This is a genomic window from Psychroserpens sp. SPM9 (genome assembly GCF_025153525.1).
Lineage (GTDB): Bacteria > Bacteroidota > Bacteroidia > Flavobacteriales > Flavobacteriaceae > Psychroserpens.
The window spans coordinates 232,716-248,987 of sequence record NZ_JANZNR010000004.1 but is presented as its reverse complement, the minus strand read 5'-3'; the positions used below and the strand labels follow the sequence as shown (position 1 = coordinate 248,987).

The following is a 16,272-nucleotide window of genomic DNA, read 5'->3' as shown; positions in this document are numbered from 1 at the left end:
TTTGCAACTTATAATATTAATACTTAACAATATGTTTGGAGATATGATGGGAATGATGGGCAAGCTAAAAGAAACCCAGAAAAAAGTTGAAGAAACTAAAGAGCGCTTACACAGTGTTTTAATTGATGAAACCAGTAGTGATGACAAGCTAAAAGTTACAATCACTGCCAACCGTACAATTAAATCTATCGCTATTGATGACGAGTTACTCCAAGACAAAGAGATGCTTGAAGATTATTTAATCTTGACACTCAATAAAGCCATCGAACGCGCCACAACGGTTCATGAAACTGAAGTTGCTGCAGTTGCAAAAGCCGGAATGCCAAATATTCCTGGTATGGATTTGTTTAAGTAAAATCTAGAGGCTTAGAAATCGTTTAAGACTTCTAAAAGTTTGTTGTGCATGTCATTTGTATAATCTAAATGCGTGACCATACGTAGCTTATTACTCCCCATACCAATGATATAAATGTTTTTATCTGATAGCTGTTTTAAAAACTCGGCTTCATCAACGTGAGATTCCAGCTCGAAAATCACAATATTAGTTTCAATTGGCTCTACCTTTTTAATGATTGATAAGCTTTCTAAAACCTTTCCAATGTCTTTAGCCTTATTATGATCTTCGGTTAATCGCTCTAAATGGTGATCTAAGGCATATAATCCTGCTGCTGCCAAATAACCCGCTTGTCGCATACCTCCTCCTAATATTTTTCGTACGCGAATCGCACCTTTCATAAGGTCTTTGTCACCTATCAACACCGAACCAATTGGACATCCTAGCCCTTTACTAAAACACACTGATATGGTATCAAATAATTGTCCGTAATCCTTTGCCGTTTCTTTCGTATTAGCCAAAGCATTCCATAATCGCGCGCCATCCAGATGATAGCCTAAATCATGGGTGTCACAAACGTTTCTAATAGATTTCAACGCTTCAAAATCCCAACAAGCACCACCACCTTTATTGGTCGTGTTTTCTATGGCGACTAAGCGAGTTAGCGGACTGTGATAAAAGTCTGGAGGATTTATAGATTCGGTAACCTGAGCTGCTGTAAACATCCCACGATGACCATCTATTAATTTACAAGAAATACCGCTATTAAAAGAGGCGCCTCCACCTTCATAATTATAAATATGGGCAAATTTATCGCATATGACCTGCTCACCCGGATTTGTATGCAACTTCAGCGCTGCTTGATTTGCCATACTTCCGGAAGGAAAAAACAAGGCTTGATCCTTACCAAACATATCGGCTAAACGGCTTTCTAAAGCATTAACCGAAGGATCTTCCTTATAGACATCATCGCCAACTTGGGCAGACATCATCATATCTAACATGGCTTTAGTTGGTTTAGTAACCGTATCGCTTCTTAAATCTATTATCATTTTAATATTGTGTATAATTACAGTAATCGCTTCCTATTGGAGAACCATCTGGTATTTTTGGAGCGTTTTCTAATTTAAATTGTTCAGGATGTTCTCTAAATTGTTGAATCATTTGGCTATATGCAGCCGCATATGGGGACGGATTTTTTTTATCGGAAAGGTAATCTCTAATGAGCGAATTGATGGCTACATTAACCTTAGCCTTAACTTGAAAAAAAGATTGATCATTTACAGCTAAGTTCATTAAATGTAGTAAAACACGTTCATTAATTAATTGCTGAATTTCATCCTTATAAGTATCTTTATATTGCTTTCCGAAGGACCTATCTAAAAGTTCCTTTAACAACTCATCAAAACTTAATTGATTAGAATCTAAACTTTTCTGCTGAATCATTCGGTTAGCGCGTTGCGGATGTAATAATAATTTTAAAGTCATATCACTCGCTGTTGACGCTGCACTCAGAGGATCAAAGGCAACACCTGTTTTACTTGAAAACGATTCTCTACCTCTCCAGTATCCATAAGCTCTTGGTGGAAAAAGGGCTAACTTGTCTTTAGGAATCGCTAAAGTTTCTGCTGAAATAGTATTTAAAATCATTGTTAACGCTTTGCGTTGCGTATGGCCATCAATTGTCTTTACAATGTCCTGACCATCACCTTTTACAGCATAATTATAATCTAAACCACCAACTAACTTTGTCGCTGCTTCGGTTTGATAGCGATGAAAAAAATATAGCGGAACAAATACATCTTCCAATACAGAATACGGTTCATCTTTACGAATATTATCTTTGGAAAAATTAGAAATCGCTTTATCTCTAATAGCCAAAACATTTTCTAATTCTTCGGAAGCCGACTGACCGTTATCCCAAAGATGTGCCAATGCATGTGCACCTCCCTGAGCTCTTGCATCACTGTCACTTATAAATCTGTGTCCAGCAAAGGTAGCAGCTTTTAAAATAGCATTTAAGGCGTCTTTTTCGTTGGTGTTATCCTCAAATTCTGAATAACTATAAGCGACAGTCACTTTATCCCAGTCACCAATACCTACGGCATAAGCATCACTAAAGTCAATGTCTCCATTGGTCATTTTAATAGATGGGTGTGGGTAATCCATGACCGAAGCTCTGTGATTTGTACTGGCCGCAAAATTATGTGCAAATCCTATCGTATGTCCGACTTCATGGGCACTTAATTGACGAATTCTAGCTAAGGCCATTTCTAACATTTGTTGATGATTATCGTCACGTTCTGCAAAAGGTTGATTCATCAACGCTTGTGCAATCATGAAATCCTGACGGATTCTTAAACTTCCCAGACTCACATGTCCTTTAATGATTTCGCCAGTTCTAGGATCGACGACACTGCCGCCATAACTCCAGCCTCGTGTGGATCGATGTACCCACTGAATCACATTATACCTGCAATCCATAGGATCGGCATCATCGGGTAACATTTTAACCTGAAACGCATCTTTAAAGCCAATAGCTTCATAAGCTTGATTCCACCAGCGTGCACCTTCTAAAAGCGCAGAACGCACAGGTTCTGGTGTACCTGGATCTAAATAATAGACTATAGGCGCTTTTGCTTCGCTAAGTGCTGCAGTTGGATCTTTCTTTTCTAAACGATGACGAATAATATACCGCTTACGTATTGGCTCTTGAATTGGTGTTGCATAATCTAAATAGGACATAGAAATTGCTCCACTTCGCACATCAAACTCTCGTTTTTTATAGCCATCGTCAGGTAATTCAATAAAACTATGATGCTGTATCACACTCACCAAAGATGATGTTGGTGTTACGCTTCTAATCTGTCTTCCTTTTGCCTGTCCTTTAAAAGTAAGTAAGGCTTCAAATTCTACATTTTTTGGAAATGCTTTAGTTCGGTTTAAAGACAAAGCACTTTTGCTAGCATCAATTTTATAAGTTCCTTCAGATTTTAATCGGTTGGCTACACCGTGAGCATCTAACATTAAAAAAGGTGTCAGATCAATGATATAAGATTCGTCTTTTTTTTCTACAATTTTAAATCCGAACAACACAGATTTAGCAAAAGCCTGTTCGATGCTTTTCTTCTCTAATTCGTTATCAGTAATTGCCCTATAATCTAGATTAGGCTGCACTAATAAAAGTTTGTTGCCTGCTTTTTCAAAAGCGACCAGTCGTTCTTGTCCTAATTGACCTCTATCCAAACCAATATCGTTAGAACCCACTCCAGTAGCAAGAGAATTTACATATAGAAACGCTTTATTTAAATCCTTGACCTCTAAGTATATTTTATCGGAAGCTTCTTCATAATGGAAATCAAAAAAACCATTATAACTCTTCAATACTTTTTTACTTAAACCTTGAGAGAATGAAACGGTTACATATAAAAATACAACCGTTTGAAGGATATTTTTTTTCATAGTTATCGAATAAGCTATAAAGCTACATAATTTAGGTGAAATCCTAATTGTGACCTCATAAAAATATATGGGTCTAAATCAATATAAACCCAATGCAATTCTATTGCAGCCTCGCATACAATGATTTCTAAGCACTTCTTAAACGCTTTAAAGCACAGAGCCTACATCGCTTATCAACATTTAAAATCTGGAGACTTTAATAGTATCATAAAAGGGTTCGTTGCTCATATTTATTCTAATGAGACTTCTTACGGACTAGAGTTGTTTCCTGACACTTTAACAGCAAATCAACTAGCAGAAAACAGCCTGAGGATAAGACATTTTAATCTCGAGGATATTAATGCACTCAAAGAAAACATGAGACATATTAGACTTGTTGAAGAAGATATACCAACCTGTTATATTGCTGAAACTAAAAATCACGTTCCGGTTTTTAGACAATGGGTTTTTAAATCTACTGAAAATGAACGTATTCAAAACTATTTCGGACCAATATTTCCAAAGTTAGATAATAATGAAGCATTATTAGAAGGTGGATTTACGCATCCAAATCACAGAGGTCAAAGCATCATGGCTAAGTCGATACTAAATATTATGAATTTGACGCTTATAAAAACACCAAACGTTTTATCACTTTTGTAGATATTAAAAATATAGCGAGTTTAAAAGGACTTAATAAGGCGGGATTTCGGCCTTATGCTATACGAAATGAAAAGTGGTTCCTCTTTAATAGAAAAGTGACATTTACACCTATTTCTTCGGAAGTAAAACAAGACTATTTTAAGCTCATTTCTGTGGCCTAATAAGCAACTTATTATATTTTCTCTATATTGCTTTAAGACAATTTATTTTTTTAAGTTATTCTAAAAGCCTTAAAACATAGAATATATATTGCTTACAAGCATATAATTGCAGGTGATTATACCCGAATCACCTCTGGTATAAATACACGGTTTTTATCAAATACAACGTCTTTTGGCTTAGACTATTATACAGCCTTTTCGCCTAATAACAACCTCGCTGCAAACGACTTAGATATTAGACATTTTGAGGCAACAGATTTAAATAGTCTTCAGGAGAAAACAAGGCATTTAAGACTTGTAGAAGAATACATCCCTACATGCTACATAGCTGTAACTAAAACAAAAAAACAAGTATTCAGACAATGGGTTTTTAAACACGATCAAAATCATCGTATAAAGGCTTACTTCGGCATACTGTTTCCGAAACTAGAACCTCATGAAGCTCTATTAGAAGGCGGTTTTACACATCCTGATTACAGAGGTCAAAGCATCATGGCAAAATCAATTCTAAACATTATCAATTTAGAAGAAAATAAAACTATTAAGCGTTACATCACCTTTGTTGATGAAATGAATAGCGCCAGTATTAAAGGTTTGTATAAAGCTGGTTTTAGACCCTATATATTAAGACATGAATCTTGGTTCTTTTTCAAAAGACAAGTCACCTATACACCTATTCATACAGACATTACTAAACTCGTAATGATTTAAACTTAGTCAAACAAGCCCAGTTTTTGTTTTGTCTAACGACAATTATATCTTAATTTCGCTGAAAATATTCACATATGATTACATCAGATCAAATTAAAGATCTTAATACACGCCTTGATAAACTAAGGCACTATCTTTGACATAGATGCCAAACTAATCGAAATTTCTAACGAAGAAGAACAAACATTCGACCCAGATTTTTGGAACGATTCCAAACAAGCCGAAATTGTCATGAAATCCCTTCGCGAGAAAAAAAGCTGGATTCAAGATTACAATACAGCCAAAACCTTAATTGAAGACCTTGAGGTGATTTACGAATTTTTCAAGGAAGACGAAGCTACTGCAGATAATGTTAAAGATCGATATGATAAAGCCTTACATCGTATAGAAAAACTAGAATTTAAGAACATGTTATCTGAAGAAGGTGACGCATTAAGTGCTGTATTGCAAATTACTGCTGGTGCTGGAGGTACAGAATCTTGTGACTGGGCAAGCATGTTAATGCGCATGTATTTGATGTATGCTGAAAAAAATGGTTTTAAGGTCAAAGAGCTCAACTTTCAGGAAGGCGATGTGGCAGGGATTAAAACAGTTACCTTAGAAATTGAAGGTGATTATGCCTTTGGCTGGCTTAAAGGTGAAAATGGCGTGCATCGTCTGGTAAGAATCTCGCCTTTTGACAGTAATGCCAAACGCCACACAAGTTTTGCTTCGGTTTATGTGTATCCTTTAGTTGATGATACCATAGAAATTGATATTAATCCGGCAGACATAGAAATCACCACAGCGCGTTCAAGTGGTGCTGGAGGTCAAAATGTGAATAAAGTAGAAACCAAGGTGCAGTTAACTCATAAACCTTCTGGAATTCAAATTTCATGTTCTGAAACACGTTCACAACACGACAATAGAACACGTGCCATGCAAATGTTGAAATCTCAACTTTATGAAATTGAGTTGCAAAAACAAATGGCGCAACGTGAAGACATTGAAGCTGGTAAAATGAAAATAGAATGGGGCAGCCAGATTCGTAATTATGTGATGCATCCTTATAAATTAGTAAAAGATGTTCGTACCGCTCACGAAACAGGTAACGTGGATGCGGTTATGGATGGTGATCTAGAACCCTTCTTAAAATCGTATTTAATGATGATGGGACAAAAAGAAGATCAATCTAACCAATTATAACAGTTAAACTATGATTACAATTTATCACAATCCAAGATGTAGCAAATCCAGAGAAGGATTTTCAATATTAGAAGAGTCTGGCAAAGATTTTGAGGTCATTAAATATATGGACGAACCAATTTCCGAAGCACAACTAAAAAAAATCCTATCATTATTAGGTATAAAACCTATTGATTTGGTTCGAAAAGGTGAAGCTATCTGGAAATCTGAATACAAAACTAAAACACTTTCAGATGAGGCCATTATTAAAGCGATGGTAAAGCATCCAAAACTTATAGAACGCCCAATTGTCGTTAATGGCAAACAAGCAGTTATTGGTAGACCTCCAGTTAACATTAAAACTATTATTTGAAATGAAGAAACTATTCTTATCCCTTTTTATTCTGAGTCTGTTTACGAGTTTGTCTAACGCACAAATAAGAAATCAGAGACGCCAAGTTCCTCAAAATGTAAATCAGGAAAAGGAAAAAGAGAAATACGAGGAAAAAGCAGAAAAAGCAAAAAAAGAATACATTTCGGGGTTTGTAGCTACCTTAAAAGTTGATGATTTTCAAAAGGAAATTATTACGCAATCCATGGATTCATATTTTGAAGAAATAAAAAAAATCAATATGCTTGGTCTAAATACTTTTGAACGCAAAGAATACATCGAGAAATTTGATAAGCGCCATTTTAAAGATGTAGAACAAATCGTTTCCGAAGATATTATGAGTAAAATCATGGATGCTGTCAAAGGAAAATGGGATCAGAAAGAAGCTAAAAAGAAAAAAAAGAAACGTAAAAAGAAAGAGAACTAATCTCCTAATGATGGTATAAACTCTAAACTTTAATAGTCACCACATTTTGTTTAACATAAGATTAACCAATTTTAAGACTAAGACATTTTATTTTTGTGGTTTTTAAAGTTAACACCATCATCATGAAACTAAAATTTCATTTACTTATTCTTACATTTTTAATATCTGCCTTGGGTATTGCTCAACAAGACATCACTGTATCTGGTACAGTCATTGACTCTGAAGACAAAATCCCCTTAGAATATGCCACAATTTCATTTTTCAGTATTAAGGAAAATAAAGTGATAACTGGCGGAATTACTAATGAAAAAGGTATTTTTGAAATTTCGGTTCCCTCAGGCACTTACAATGTTTCAGTTGAATATTTATCCTACAAAACCAAAAACTACAATAATAAAACACTTACCAAAGATATTAATCTAGGAACGGTTTCACTAGAACTTAACTTAGAGGCGCTCGATGCTGTGGAAGTTATTGCTGAAAAAACCACAGTAGAAATCAAACTCGATAAAAAAATCTACAATGTAGGTCGTGACCTTACTGTAAGAGGCGGAACCGTTAGTGATGTTCTAGATAATGTTCCTTCTGTTTCTGTTGATGTTGAAGGAACCGTAGCCCTTCGTGGAAATGAAAATGTGACCATTCTTATTAATGGTAAGCCTTCAGGATTAGTTGGCTTAAATTCTACGGATGCTTTAAGACAATTACCAGCCGAATCAATTGAACGTGTTGAAGTTATCACCTCACCTTCTGCGCGTTATGATGCTGAAGGAACCGCTGGTATTTTAAATATCATCCTTAGACGAAGCAAATTACAAGGACTCAACGGTGCCGTTACACTTAATGCCGGAGATCCGACACAAGCAGGTGTTTCAGGAAATGTCAACTATAGAACAGGTGACTTCAACTTCTTTAATACTTCTGGATACCGCTACCGGGAATCTCCAGGAAACGCCACAACACAAACCGAATATTTTAATGGTGATGACCCAAGTACTTTCTTTGATGAATTTAGAGAGTTTGACAGAAAAAGTCAGGGCTTTAATACCAACCTTGGTGTAGAATGGTATATTAACGAAACAACCTCGGTTACAACGTCATTCGTGTATCGTGATAGTGACGAAAATAACGATGCTACAAATATTATTAGAGAGCTTGATAGCAATAGAAACCTTATCAATGAATCTATACGTTTAGATCCTGAAGATGAAACGGATGTCACAAGACAATATGCGATTAACTACGATAAACAATTTAATGGCGACAGCCAACACCGTTTAACTATCGATTTTCAGTTTGAAGACAATGCCGAAGAGGAAAAATCGATTATCGCTCAGGATGGTGATGCTGCAGAACGCGTTAGAACTGTAGAACATCAAGACGAAGTATTGTTACAATTAGACTATACAAGACCTATTGGTGAAAAAAGTAATTTCGAATTTGGTTACCGTGGAAACTTTGAAGAAACCGATACCGATTACACCTTAGAATTTAATGAGGATGGCACCTTTGTATTGGATGAAAACGTAAGTAACAATTTAGTTTTTCGTCAATACGTCAATGCGCTTTATACCCAATTTGGTAGTAAAATCAAAGATAAATTCTCTTACTTACTAGGTTTACGTATGGAACAATCGCGTGTGACTATCAATCAGATTACCAGTAACGATTTCCAACGTAAAAATTATACAGGCCTCTTCCCTACTGTTAATTTAGGTTATGAGATTACCGAAAAACAAAGTTTAACTTTAGGTTATAACCGACGTATTAGACGTCCGCGTTCTCGATTCATCAATCCGTTTCCATCAAGAAGTAGTGCGACAAACATCTTTCAGGGAAATCCTGACATCGATCCAAGTTACTCAAACACCTTTGATTTAGGGTATTTAAATCGCTTCGGAAAAATGACACTTAACTCGTCTATCTATTACCAACGTGCAACAGATGTCTTTACATTTGTGTCTTTAGATACTGGAGAAACAACCATTGTTGGAGGCACTGAAGTACCAATTATTCAACGTACACCAATTAATTTAGCGACTAATGATCGTTATGGATTCGAATTCACATTAACCTATAGACCTAGCAATAAGTGGAATGTTAATGCTAACTTAAACTTATTTAAGTCGATCACTGAAGGTATTTATGAAGGCACCGATTTTGGTGCAGAAAACTTCAGCTGGTTTGCCCGAATTAATAACAAATATACTTTACCAGGAAAAATCGATTGGCAGACACGTATTTTTTACCGTGGACCAAGTGAAGATGCTCAGAATAAAAACAAAGGGATTTTCTCAACAGATTTAGCCTTCAGTAAAGATCTATTCAAAGAGCAAGCGTCAATAGCAGTTAATGTTAGCGATTTATTTAATTCAAGAAAACGCCAGTCTACTGCAACTACAGATACCTTTGTTAACGAAAGTGAGTTTCAATGGAGACAACGTAGTTTTAATGTGACATTTACCTATCGTTTTAATCAGCAAAAACGTCAACAACGAAATAATAATGGAGACTCTGGTGGTGGAGATGACTTCGATTTTGAAGGTTAATCCTTAAATGTATAGTCGAAATCTCAACAACAATACATTTACTCAAATTCTAAGATATAATATTGAATTTGTTTCAATATGACACAAAAAAAAAGGAAACCAAATTGGTTTCCTTTTTTTTATATATAATATACTCAGTTTAGTGAGTTGATGCTTCTCGCTTAGCTTTCTTCTCTTCTTTGATTTCTTTTAAACGTTCAATAAGTGAACCACCAATCCAGTAAGGAATCACGAACGTCAATAAAAAAATCATTAACCAAAATCCGATGGTCAAAATGGTTAAAAATGCTAAAAATCCTAAATATTGGTCAAATTCAAACATGTGGTTTTTTTTTGTTACTGCAAAGATATAATAAAGCGAATTGTTTTGCAATAGCAAATTTAAGATTTATTAACAGGTTGTAAAGAATTAGAGATTATTATTAATTCATTTTTATATAAACTATATGCTATACAAAAACCAGTATTCAATAGTTAAATGCTGTCAGAGTTCTTATTACTGATACAATACATCTAAAGCATGATCATAATGAAATCTTCCAGCTGCAGATGTATCTTTAGATCTTACATAAAGAATGTCTTTCATATAACCATTAATTATGTGCCTGTGTTTTAATTGCTCAATTGCAGAAAAAATACTCATCTTCTCATCCGTAATTTTATAGGTGTTTTTAAAACTATAAGGCTTTGATATGTATTTAAAATCTCTGTCTTTATACGAGCTCGTTGGAAGGCTATCTGTTGGCTCGGCATAATAGGTTGCAAAGTCTGTTAAATCAAAATTACTGGAATTAAATGTAAATGATTTAAATCCGGGATTATTGTTATGATACACAGATATACCTGGTGTAGATATACTTACAGTAATCATGTTTCCGCCATATCGATCTGAAGCATACAAGCGTCTTAAACCGTCTAAATGAGTATGACTGGTAAGTATCCCTCTCAATTTAGGTTTATTGTTTTTTAAAACATCCAAAAATGCATTTTGAACCTTTTTACTTTTATCATTTTTATTTTTCACATACAGCCTTTCATCCCACATATTAGCGCCATAAGTTCCATGACCATCGCGACCTGGAGGAATATGCATCATTACCAACACATGATCGGTCGTAGCATAACTATCTAATTTATTTTCAAACCATGAAAACTGTCGCTGAGCTGCTGTGTCGCGTGTAACGCCATCATATGCTGTATATTTCCTGCTAAAAATCACCGAGTTTAGAGCTATTATTTGTAATCGTTCTCCATCGATAGTAAGTTCTACTGAATAAAAACCAAACTCCTCATTGAAATCTAATGTTCCAACAGTGGTCGTTGTAGAATTACGATTAATAATTGGCCAGGTATTATTATTTAAAGAAAACACAGAAACACCATTGGGATTTGGTGCATTTTGAAACGAATTATAATCACCATTCATAGTGTCGTTATTACCAGGCAAAAACAAAATAGGGTAATCTCCTTTTAGTGCACTTAAGTCCTTAAACACCTTACTAATATTACCGTGAATGTCTTCAGTATAATTGGGCACATCACCAACATACACCATAAACTTTGGCTGAATAGTGTTAGATACTGTATTAATCTGATTAATTGTCCTTTCCCAAATATCGCGTCCTGTACTATGAATAGATCCGTAGGGAACATTCGTTTTAGAGCTATCGAGATGAACATCCGAAAGGGTTAAAAACTTAGCCGTTTTAAAGACTTCAACTTCTAAATCATCTTGTTTATCTATATCCTCAGCGCTTTTTTTAGACTCATTACAACTGAACGCCAAGAAACACACAAAACAAAGCCTTAAATAATAAAATGATTTCATGATTGTACTTTTAAAATGAATGGTTTTTAAAAATAATCTTAATCACTCATTTATTTAAGCGTACAAATACCTGATTTACAATCTAAGTATCTTTTAATTTATAATCATCAATGGATTAATTTCCGAAGGAATAAAACCACAAACGACGCCAAATAAAACACAAAAAGTGTAACTTTGTAACACGTTAAACTCACACCATTAATTATGAATTTCAGAATAGAAAAAGACACCATGGGCAAGGTTAAAGTACCTGCTGATAAACTTTGGGGAGCACAAACTGAACGCTCTCGTAATAACTTTAAAATTGGGGCTCCAGCCTCTATGCCTCTAGAAATTGTTTATGGCTTTGCTTATCTCAAAAAAGCGGCAGCTTTCACCAATGCCGAATTAGGTGTTTTAGATAACGACAAACGTGATTTAATTGCTCAGGTTTGTGATGAAATTTTAGAGGGTCAACATGACGACCAATTTCCATTGGTCATTTGGCAAACAGGTTCTGGAACTCAGAGTAACATGAATGTCAATGAAGTCATTGCTAACAGAGCACACCAAATTGCAGGGAAAGTGATTGGCGAAGGCGAGAAAACGATTCAACCTAACGACGATGTCAACAAATCACAATCGTCTAACGATACCTTTCCAACTGGAATGCATATTGCCATTTATAAAAAGGTCGTTGAAACAACGATTTCTGGAGTGATTCAATTACGAAATACATTACATGAAAAATCGATCGCTTTTAAAGATGTTGTAAAAATTGGTCGTACACACTTAATGGATGCGACGCCTTTAACGCTCGGACAAGAATTTTCGGGCTATGTGTCACAATTAGACCACGGATTAAAAGCTTTACAAAACACCTTACCACATTTAGCAGAATTAGCGCTTGGCGGAACTGCTGTTGGAACAGGACTTAACACACCTAAAGGTTATAGCGAACTCGTTGCTGAATATATTGCCAAGTTCACCGACTTACCATTTGTTACCGCAGATAATAAATTTGAAGCACTTGCCGCTCACGATGCCTTGGTAGAAACTCATGGCGCGTTGAAACAACTTGCTGTGGCTTTAAATAAAATTGCTAATGATATTCGTATGATGGCTTCCGGACCAAGAAGTGGAATTGGTGAAATTATCATTCCTGCAAACGAACCTGGAAGTTCAATTATGCCAGGAAAAGTCAACCCTACGCAATGTGAAGCCTTAACGATGGTTTGTGCGCAAGTGATGGGTAATGATGTCGCTGTAACTGTTGGTGGCACACAAGGTCACTACGAACTCAATGTCTTTAAACCTATGATGGCTGCTAATGTATTACAGTCGGCTCAACTAATTGGTGATGCCTGTGTGAGCTTCGAAGCACATTGTGCTTCTGGTATCGAGCCCAACCACCAAGTTATTAAACAATTACTGAATAATTCCTTGATGCTCGTCACGGCTTTAAATACTAAAATTGGGTATTATAAAGCTGCTGAAATCGCTAATACTGCTCACAAAAATGGAACGACTCTTAAAGAAGAAGCTATTAATTTAGGGTATGTTACTGCCGAAGACTATGATGCTTGGGTAAAACCTGAGGATATGGTAGGCGAATTAAAATAACGATAAAAAGTACAAAAACATCGATAAAATGTAATTTTGTCGGTGTTTTTACATATATTAGCCTTTAAAATGATACGATTATGAAAAAAACTTTACTCAGTCTTTTATGTTTAATTTTCTTTAGCAATAGCTTATTGGCTCAGCCCTTTGCTGCTGTCCAAAACATTGATCCCAGCACAGGAAATGAACCTTACGAATTTGCTTCAGGTGATTTAGATGGTGATGGCGATATCGATCTCGTTATGGCTACTTACGATTATAATGGTGGAACACCTGCTACAGATTATATCAAATGGTATAAAAACGATGGCAGTGGTAATTTCACCATTGAAGCTACTGTATCTTCCACAGTACAATGGGTTGATGGTCTGACCGTTGCTGATGTTGACGGATTGTTTGGCATGGATATCATTGTTACTTCATCTAATGAAGGTTTAACTTATTATCCTAGTAATGCTGCAGGTGGCTTTGATCCTGCAGTAACTATAGATGCTACTATTGTTGGTCCTGGTGAAGTGGTAGCTGGAGATATTAACTTAGATGGTAATACAGATATTGCTACAATTTCATTTAACGATAGCAAAACTGTTTGGTATTCAGGAGATGGTGCTGGTAATTTTACTGCACAACCAGATATTGAAAACGGAACAGGAAACGGCACCCTTTATGTCGATTTAGCCGATTTTGATGGTGATACCGACTTAGATGCTGTGGTGACTTATTACAACACACAATCCATTGAAATTTACTATAATCAATATATTGAAAGCGGATCAACTGCTGTATCATGGATTAAAGATGTGGTTACTGTAGATTCTGGAAACAGTTATTTATTTGATGTTGGCTTTGCCGATGTTAACAATGATGGCACAATGGATGTTATTTCCGTAGATAATGTGAGCGGAGTTGTAGAATGGTTCAATAAAGTAAAAAACGGAACCTCTACTGCCAATACCATTTCCACAAGTTCTATAATTTCAAGACCTGCTGTCACTGTTGTAGCAGATATTAATAATGATGGTTATAACGATGTCATTCTAACCGATGGTGGCACAACTGATGATGCCATTATCTTTTTTCAAGGTGCTAATAATGCAAACCCAAGTGCAACGCCAACGCTTATAGCAAATAACAATTATCAAATGTATGATTTTACAGTTGATGATTATGATGCTGATGGTGATAAAGACATTGCTTCTATTGGTAATTCTGTAGATACTGTATTCTGGTATGAAAATGAATTAATTACACTCAGTGTTTCTGAATTTAATGCGGAAAACTTAATCATACATCCTAATCCGGCAACAGACCAGTTAACCTTTTCAGGAAACTTCAATGAAGCTATTGATATTTCAGTGTATGATGCGCTTGGACATGTCGTTTTATCACACAAAATCACGTCTGGAGAACGTCTAGATGTATCGCAGCTAAGTGATGGTGTTTACATCATAAAAGATGATAACTCTGATATGACGAAAAAGTTTATTAAACAATAATATAAATTCATCTTATTCTAATAACAAGCAGGTGAATTCATTTACTTGCTTGTTTTGTTTTTAGTTCCTAATTACCATGCGCAACTGTTTCTTTTTTAGTGTTTTTTTACTATTGACCAGCTTTAATATGTTGGCTCAAACAACATTTAATAAATCGCAATCGATCGCATTACCTTTACCTGGCGGAAATGCACCTTATAACATTGCCTCAGGTTTAATCAATAATGATGCTTTTCCCGATATCGTCATTAGTACCACCATCGGAAATACGGTCTATTGGTTAGAAAATGATGGAACCGGACATTTTACGTTACAAACCACGCCAATAGGCATATTGAACAATGCTGGAGGTGTTGCTATTGCCGACCTAAATAATGACGGTTACAATGACGTCGTATCGACCTCTTCTGCTGATGGAAAATTAGTCTGGTTTGCCAATGATGGCTTAGGAAATTTTGGTGCCGAACAAATTATCTCTTCCACCATCAATGGTCCAGGACAAGTATACGTGAGAACCATCGATAATGACACCACACCTGATGTTGCTGTGGCTGCTTATAATGGGAATGAAGTAATCTGGTTTGCGAATAATGGCTCTGGAACTTTTGGTCCTAAAAATATTATTGACAATACCATTCCTAATCCTGGTGCTTTTGCGATGAAAGATATTGACTTTGATGGTGATATTGATAGTGTCATTGCTAATGCGGTTGGGTTTGGAACACCAAACGATTGCCGAATTGAAGTTTTTTACAATGATGGTGATGGTAATTTTACTGCAGACACCAATATTGTATCGCTAAATACTAAAGATTATATTTTTAGTGTGATGGCCGAAGATGTTGACAACGATTCCAGCTTAGATATATTGGTTACCGATTTAACTGGAAATGCTTCCTGGTTTAAAAGAACTCAAATTGCGCCCGGAACCGCAACCTATACCGAAACTGTAATAAGTACCAGCATTGCCAATCCTGCATGTTTAGATTTACGAGATTTAGACAATGATAATTTAAGAGACTTTGTACTTACTAGTGCAACTTCAGGTAGCGGAAACGACATCGTTTGGTTTAAAAGTGATGGCGTTGGCGGTTTTGGCCCAGAACAAGTAATCGATGCTACACAAAGTCAAGCCTATACCATTACGTTTGCCGATTTTGAAAATGATGGGGATTTAGACATGTCAACCATTGCTTATAATGATGATAGAGTTAATATGTTTGAAAATGAAACCATAGTGCTTTCTGTTTCTGATGTTGAATTATCAAATCTTACCGTATTTCCAAACCCATCGGAAGATATTCTTCATTTTAAAGGACTTTCAGAAGCGGTTCATATTTCAATTATAGATAACCTTGGTAAAATTGTAAAAACCCAAACTATTCAATTGCAGGAGTCTCTGGATATTTCTGATTTAGAACAGGGAATGTATCTATTAAAAATTAATGATTCCGATATCAGATTGAAATTTATTAAAAGATAAGGGCTATTTCTTATTTTTGATT

14 protein-coding genes are annotated in these 16,272 nt (G+C 35.6%); 10 read left to right on the top strand and 4 right to left on the bottom strand.

Going from position 1 to position 16,272, the window contains the following annotated elements; translation table 11 throughout:
• The first annotated feature begins 31 nt into the window (after positions 1 to 31).
• Positions 32 to 355 (top strand): YbaB/EbfC family nucleoid-associated protein, encoded by a 324-nt coding sequence (locus N4270_RS10085; RefSeq protein ID WP_260096973.1) that lies wholly within the window; start codon positions 32 to 34, stop codon positions 353 to 355.
• 11 nt (positions 356 to 366) lie between these two features.
• Here the strand turns inward: N4270_RS10085 and N4270_RS10080 are convergent, their stop codons facing one another.
• Both N4270_RS10080 and N4270_RS10075 read right to left on the bottom strand, forming a co-directional pair.
• Positions 367 to 1,386 (bottom strand): low specificity L-threonine aldolase, encoded by a 1,020-nt coding sequence (locus N4270_RS10080; RefSeq protein WP_260096972.1) that lies wholly within the window; start codon positions 1,384 to 1,386, stop codon positions 367 to 369.
• 1 nt (position 1,387) lies between these two features.
• Complete coding sequence (locus N4270_RS10075; protein WP_260096971.1) at positions 1,388 to 3,796, bottom strand: zinc-dependent metalloprotease; 2,409 nt, start codon at positions 3,794 to 3,796, stop codon at positions 1,388 to 1,390.
• A 120-nt stretch (positions 3,797 to 3,916) separates the two neighbouring features.
• Between N4270_RS10075 and N4270_RS10070 the strand changes: the two genes are divergently transcribed.
• From N4270_RS10070 to N4270_RS10045, 6 genes are all read left to right on the top strand, one after another.
• Positions 3,917 to 4,438 carry a hypothetical protein gene (locus tag N4270_RS10070; protein WP_260096970.1) on the top strand — a complete coding sequence of 174 codons (522 nt, stop codon included), beginning with the start codon at positions 3,917 to 3,919 and terminating at the stop codon, positions 4,436 to 4,438.
• 653 nt (positions 4,439 to 5,091) lie between these two features.
• Entirely contained in the window at positions 5,092 to 5,310 is a 219-nt protein-coding gene (locus N4270_RS10065; protein WP_260096969.1) for a hypothetical protein, read from the top strand.
• Between the two features lie 74 nt (positions 5,311 to 5,384).
• A protein-coding gene (gene prfB, locus N4270_RS10060) for a peptide chain release factor 2 (RefSeq protein ID WP_260096968.1) occupies positions 5,385 to 6,495 on the top strand; the annotation gives its coding sequence in 2 pieces (ribosomal slippage) (positions 5,385 to 5,447 and positions 5,449 to 6,495; 1,110 coding nt in all).
• Positions 6,496 to 6,505: 10 nt separating this feature from the next.
• On the top strand, positions 6,506 to 6,847 hold the full coding sequence (arsC, locus tag N4270_RS10055) for an arsenate reductase (glutaredoxin) (protein ID WP_260096967.1): 342 nt from the start codon (positions 6,506 to 6,508) through the stop codon (positions 6,845 to 6,847).
• Between the two features lies 1 nt (position 6,848).
• Positions 6,849 to 7,292, top strand: coding sequence for a hypothetical protein (locus tag N4270_RS10050; RefSeq protein ID WP_260096966.1), 444 nt, complete (start codon positions 6,849 to 6,851; stop codon positions 7,290 to 7,292).
• A 122-nt stretch (positions 7,293 to 7,414) separates the two neighbouring features.
• A complete protein-coding gene (locus tag N4270_RS10045; RefSeq protein ID WP_260096965.1) occupies positions 7,415 to 9,841 on the top strand; it encodes a TonB-dependent receptor in 2,427 nt (808 codons plus the stop codon).
• Positions 9,842 to 9,980: 139 nt separating this feature from the next.
• On the opposite strand, the gene N4270_RS10040 is transcribed toward N4270_RS10045, so the two are convergent.
• Both N4270_RS10040 and N4270_RS10035 read right to left on the bottom strand, forming a co-directional pair.
• Positions 9,981 to 10,163 (bottom strand): hypothetical protein, encoded by a 183-nt coding sequence (locus tag N4270_RS10040; protein WP_260096964.1) that lies wholly within the window; start codon positions 10,161 to 10,163, stop codon positions 9,981 to 9,983.
• Positions 10,164 to 10,337: 174 nt separating this feature from the next.
• The gene (locus N4270_RS10035; RefSeq protein WP_260096963.1) at positions 10,338 to 11,669 is read right to left on the bottom strand and encodes a metallophosphoesterase; all 1,332 of its coding nucleotides are present in this window, start codon (positions 11,667 to 11,669) and stop codon (positions 10,338 to 10,340) included.
• A gap of 204 nt (positions 11,670 to 11,873) precedes the next feature.
• Here N4270_RS10035 and fumC point away from each other — a divergent pair, with 204 nt between their 5' ends.
• The 3 genes from fumC (at position 11,874) to N4270_RS10020 (ending at position 16,250) form a co-directional block, all read left to right on the top strand.
• On the top strand, positions 11,874 to 13,271 hold the full coding sequence (gene fumC / locus N4270_RS10030) for a class II fumarate hydratase (protein ID WP_260096962.1): 1,398 nt from the start codon (positions 11,874 to 11,876) through the stop codon (positions 13,269 to 13,271).
• An 80-nt stretch (positions 13,272 to 13,351) separates the two neighbouring features.
• Positions 13,352 to 14,767: a T9SS type A sorting domain-containing protein gene (locus N4270_RS10025; RefSeq protein ID WP_260096961.1), complete on the top strand. Its 1,416-nt coding sequence runs from the start codon at positions 13,352 to 13,354 to the stop codon at positions 14,765 to 14,767.
• 127 nt (positions 14,768 to 14,894) lie between these two features.
• Positions 14,895 to 16,250: a T9SS type A sorting domain-containing protein gene (locus N4270_RS10020; protein ID WP_260096960.1), complete on the top strand. Its 1,356-nt coding sequence runs from the start codon at positions 14,895 to 14,897 to the stop codon at positions 16,248 to 16,250.
• The last annotated feature ends 22 nt before the right edge of the window (positions 16,251 to 16,272 follow it).

Coding starts and splice junctions, on each gene's coding strand:
- N4270_RS10085 (WP_260096973.1), top strand. CDS start 32: ATGTTTGGAGATATGATGGGAATGATGGGCAAGCTAAAAGAAACCCAG.
- N4270_RS10080 (WP_260096972.1), bottom strand. CDS start 1,386: ATGATAATAGATTTAAGAAGCGATACGGTTACTAAACCAACTAAAGCC.
- N4270_RS10075 (WP_260096971.1), bottom strand. CDS start 3,796: ATGAAAAAAAATATCCTTCAAACGGTTGTATTTTTATATGTAACCGTT.
- N4270_RS10070 (WP_260096970.1), top strand. CDS start 3,917: ATGATTTCTAAGCACTTCTTAAACGCTTTAAAGCACAGAGCCTACATC.
- N4270_RS10065 (WP_260096969.1), top strand. CDS start 5,092: ATGGCAAAATCAATTCTAAACATTATCAATTTAGAAGAAAATAAAACT.
- arsC (WP_260096967.1), top strand. CDS start 6,506: ATGATTACAATTTATCACAATCCAAGATGTAGCAAATCCAGAGAAGGA.
- N4270_RS10050 (WP_260096966.1), top strand. CDS start 6,849: ATGAAGAAACTATTCTTATCCCTTTTTATTCTGAGTCTGTTTACGAGT.
- N4270_RS10045 (WP_260096965.1), top strand. CDS start 7,415: ATGAAACTAAAATTTCATTTACTTATTCTTACATTTTTAATATCTGCC.
- N4270_RS10040 (WP_260096964.1), bottom strand. CDS start 10,163: ATGTTTGAATTTGACCAATATTTAGGATTTTTAGCATTTTTAACCATT.
- N4270_RS10035 (WP_260096963.1), bottom strand. CDS start 11,669: ATGAAATCATTTTATTATTTAAGGCTTTGTTTTGTGTGTTTCTTGGCG.
- fumC (WP_260096962.1), top strand. CDS start 11,874: ATGAATTTCAGAATAGAAAAAGACACCATGGGCAAGGTTAAAGTACCT.
- N4270_RS10025 (WP_260096961.1), top strand. CDS start 13,352: ATGAAAAAAACTTTACTCAGTCTTTTATGTTTAATTTTCTTTAGCAAT.
- N4270_RS10020 (WP_260096960.1), top strand. CDS start 14,895: ATGTTGGCTCAAACAACATTTAATAAATCGCAATCGATCGCATTACCT.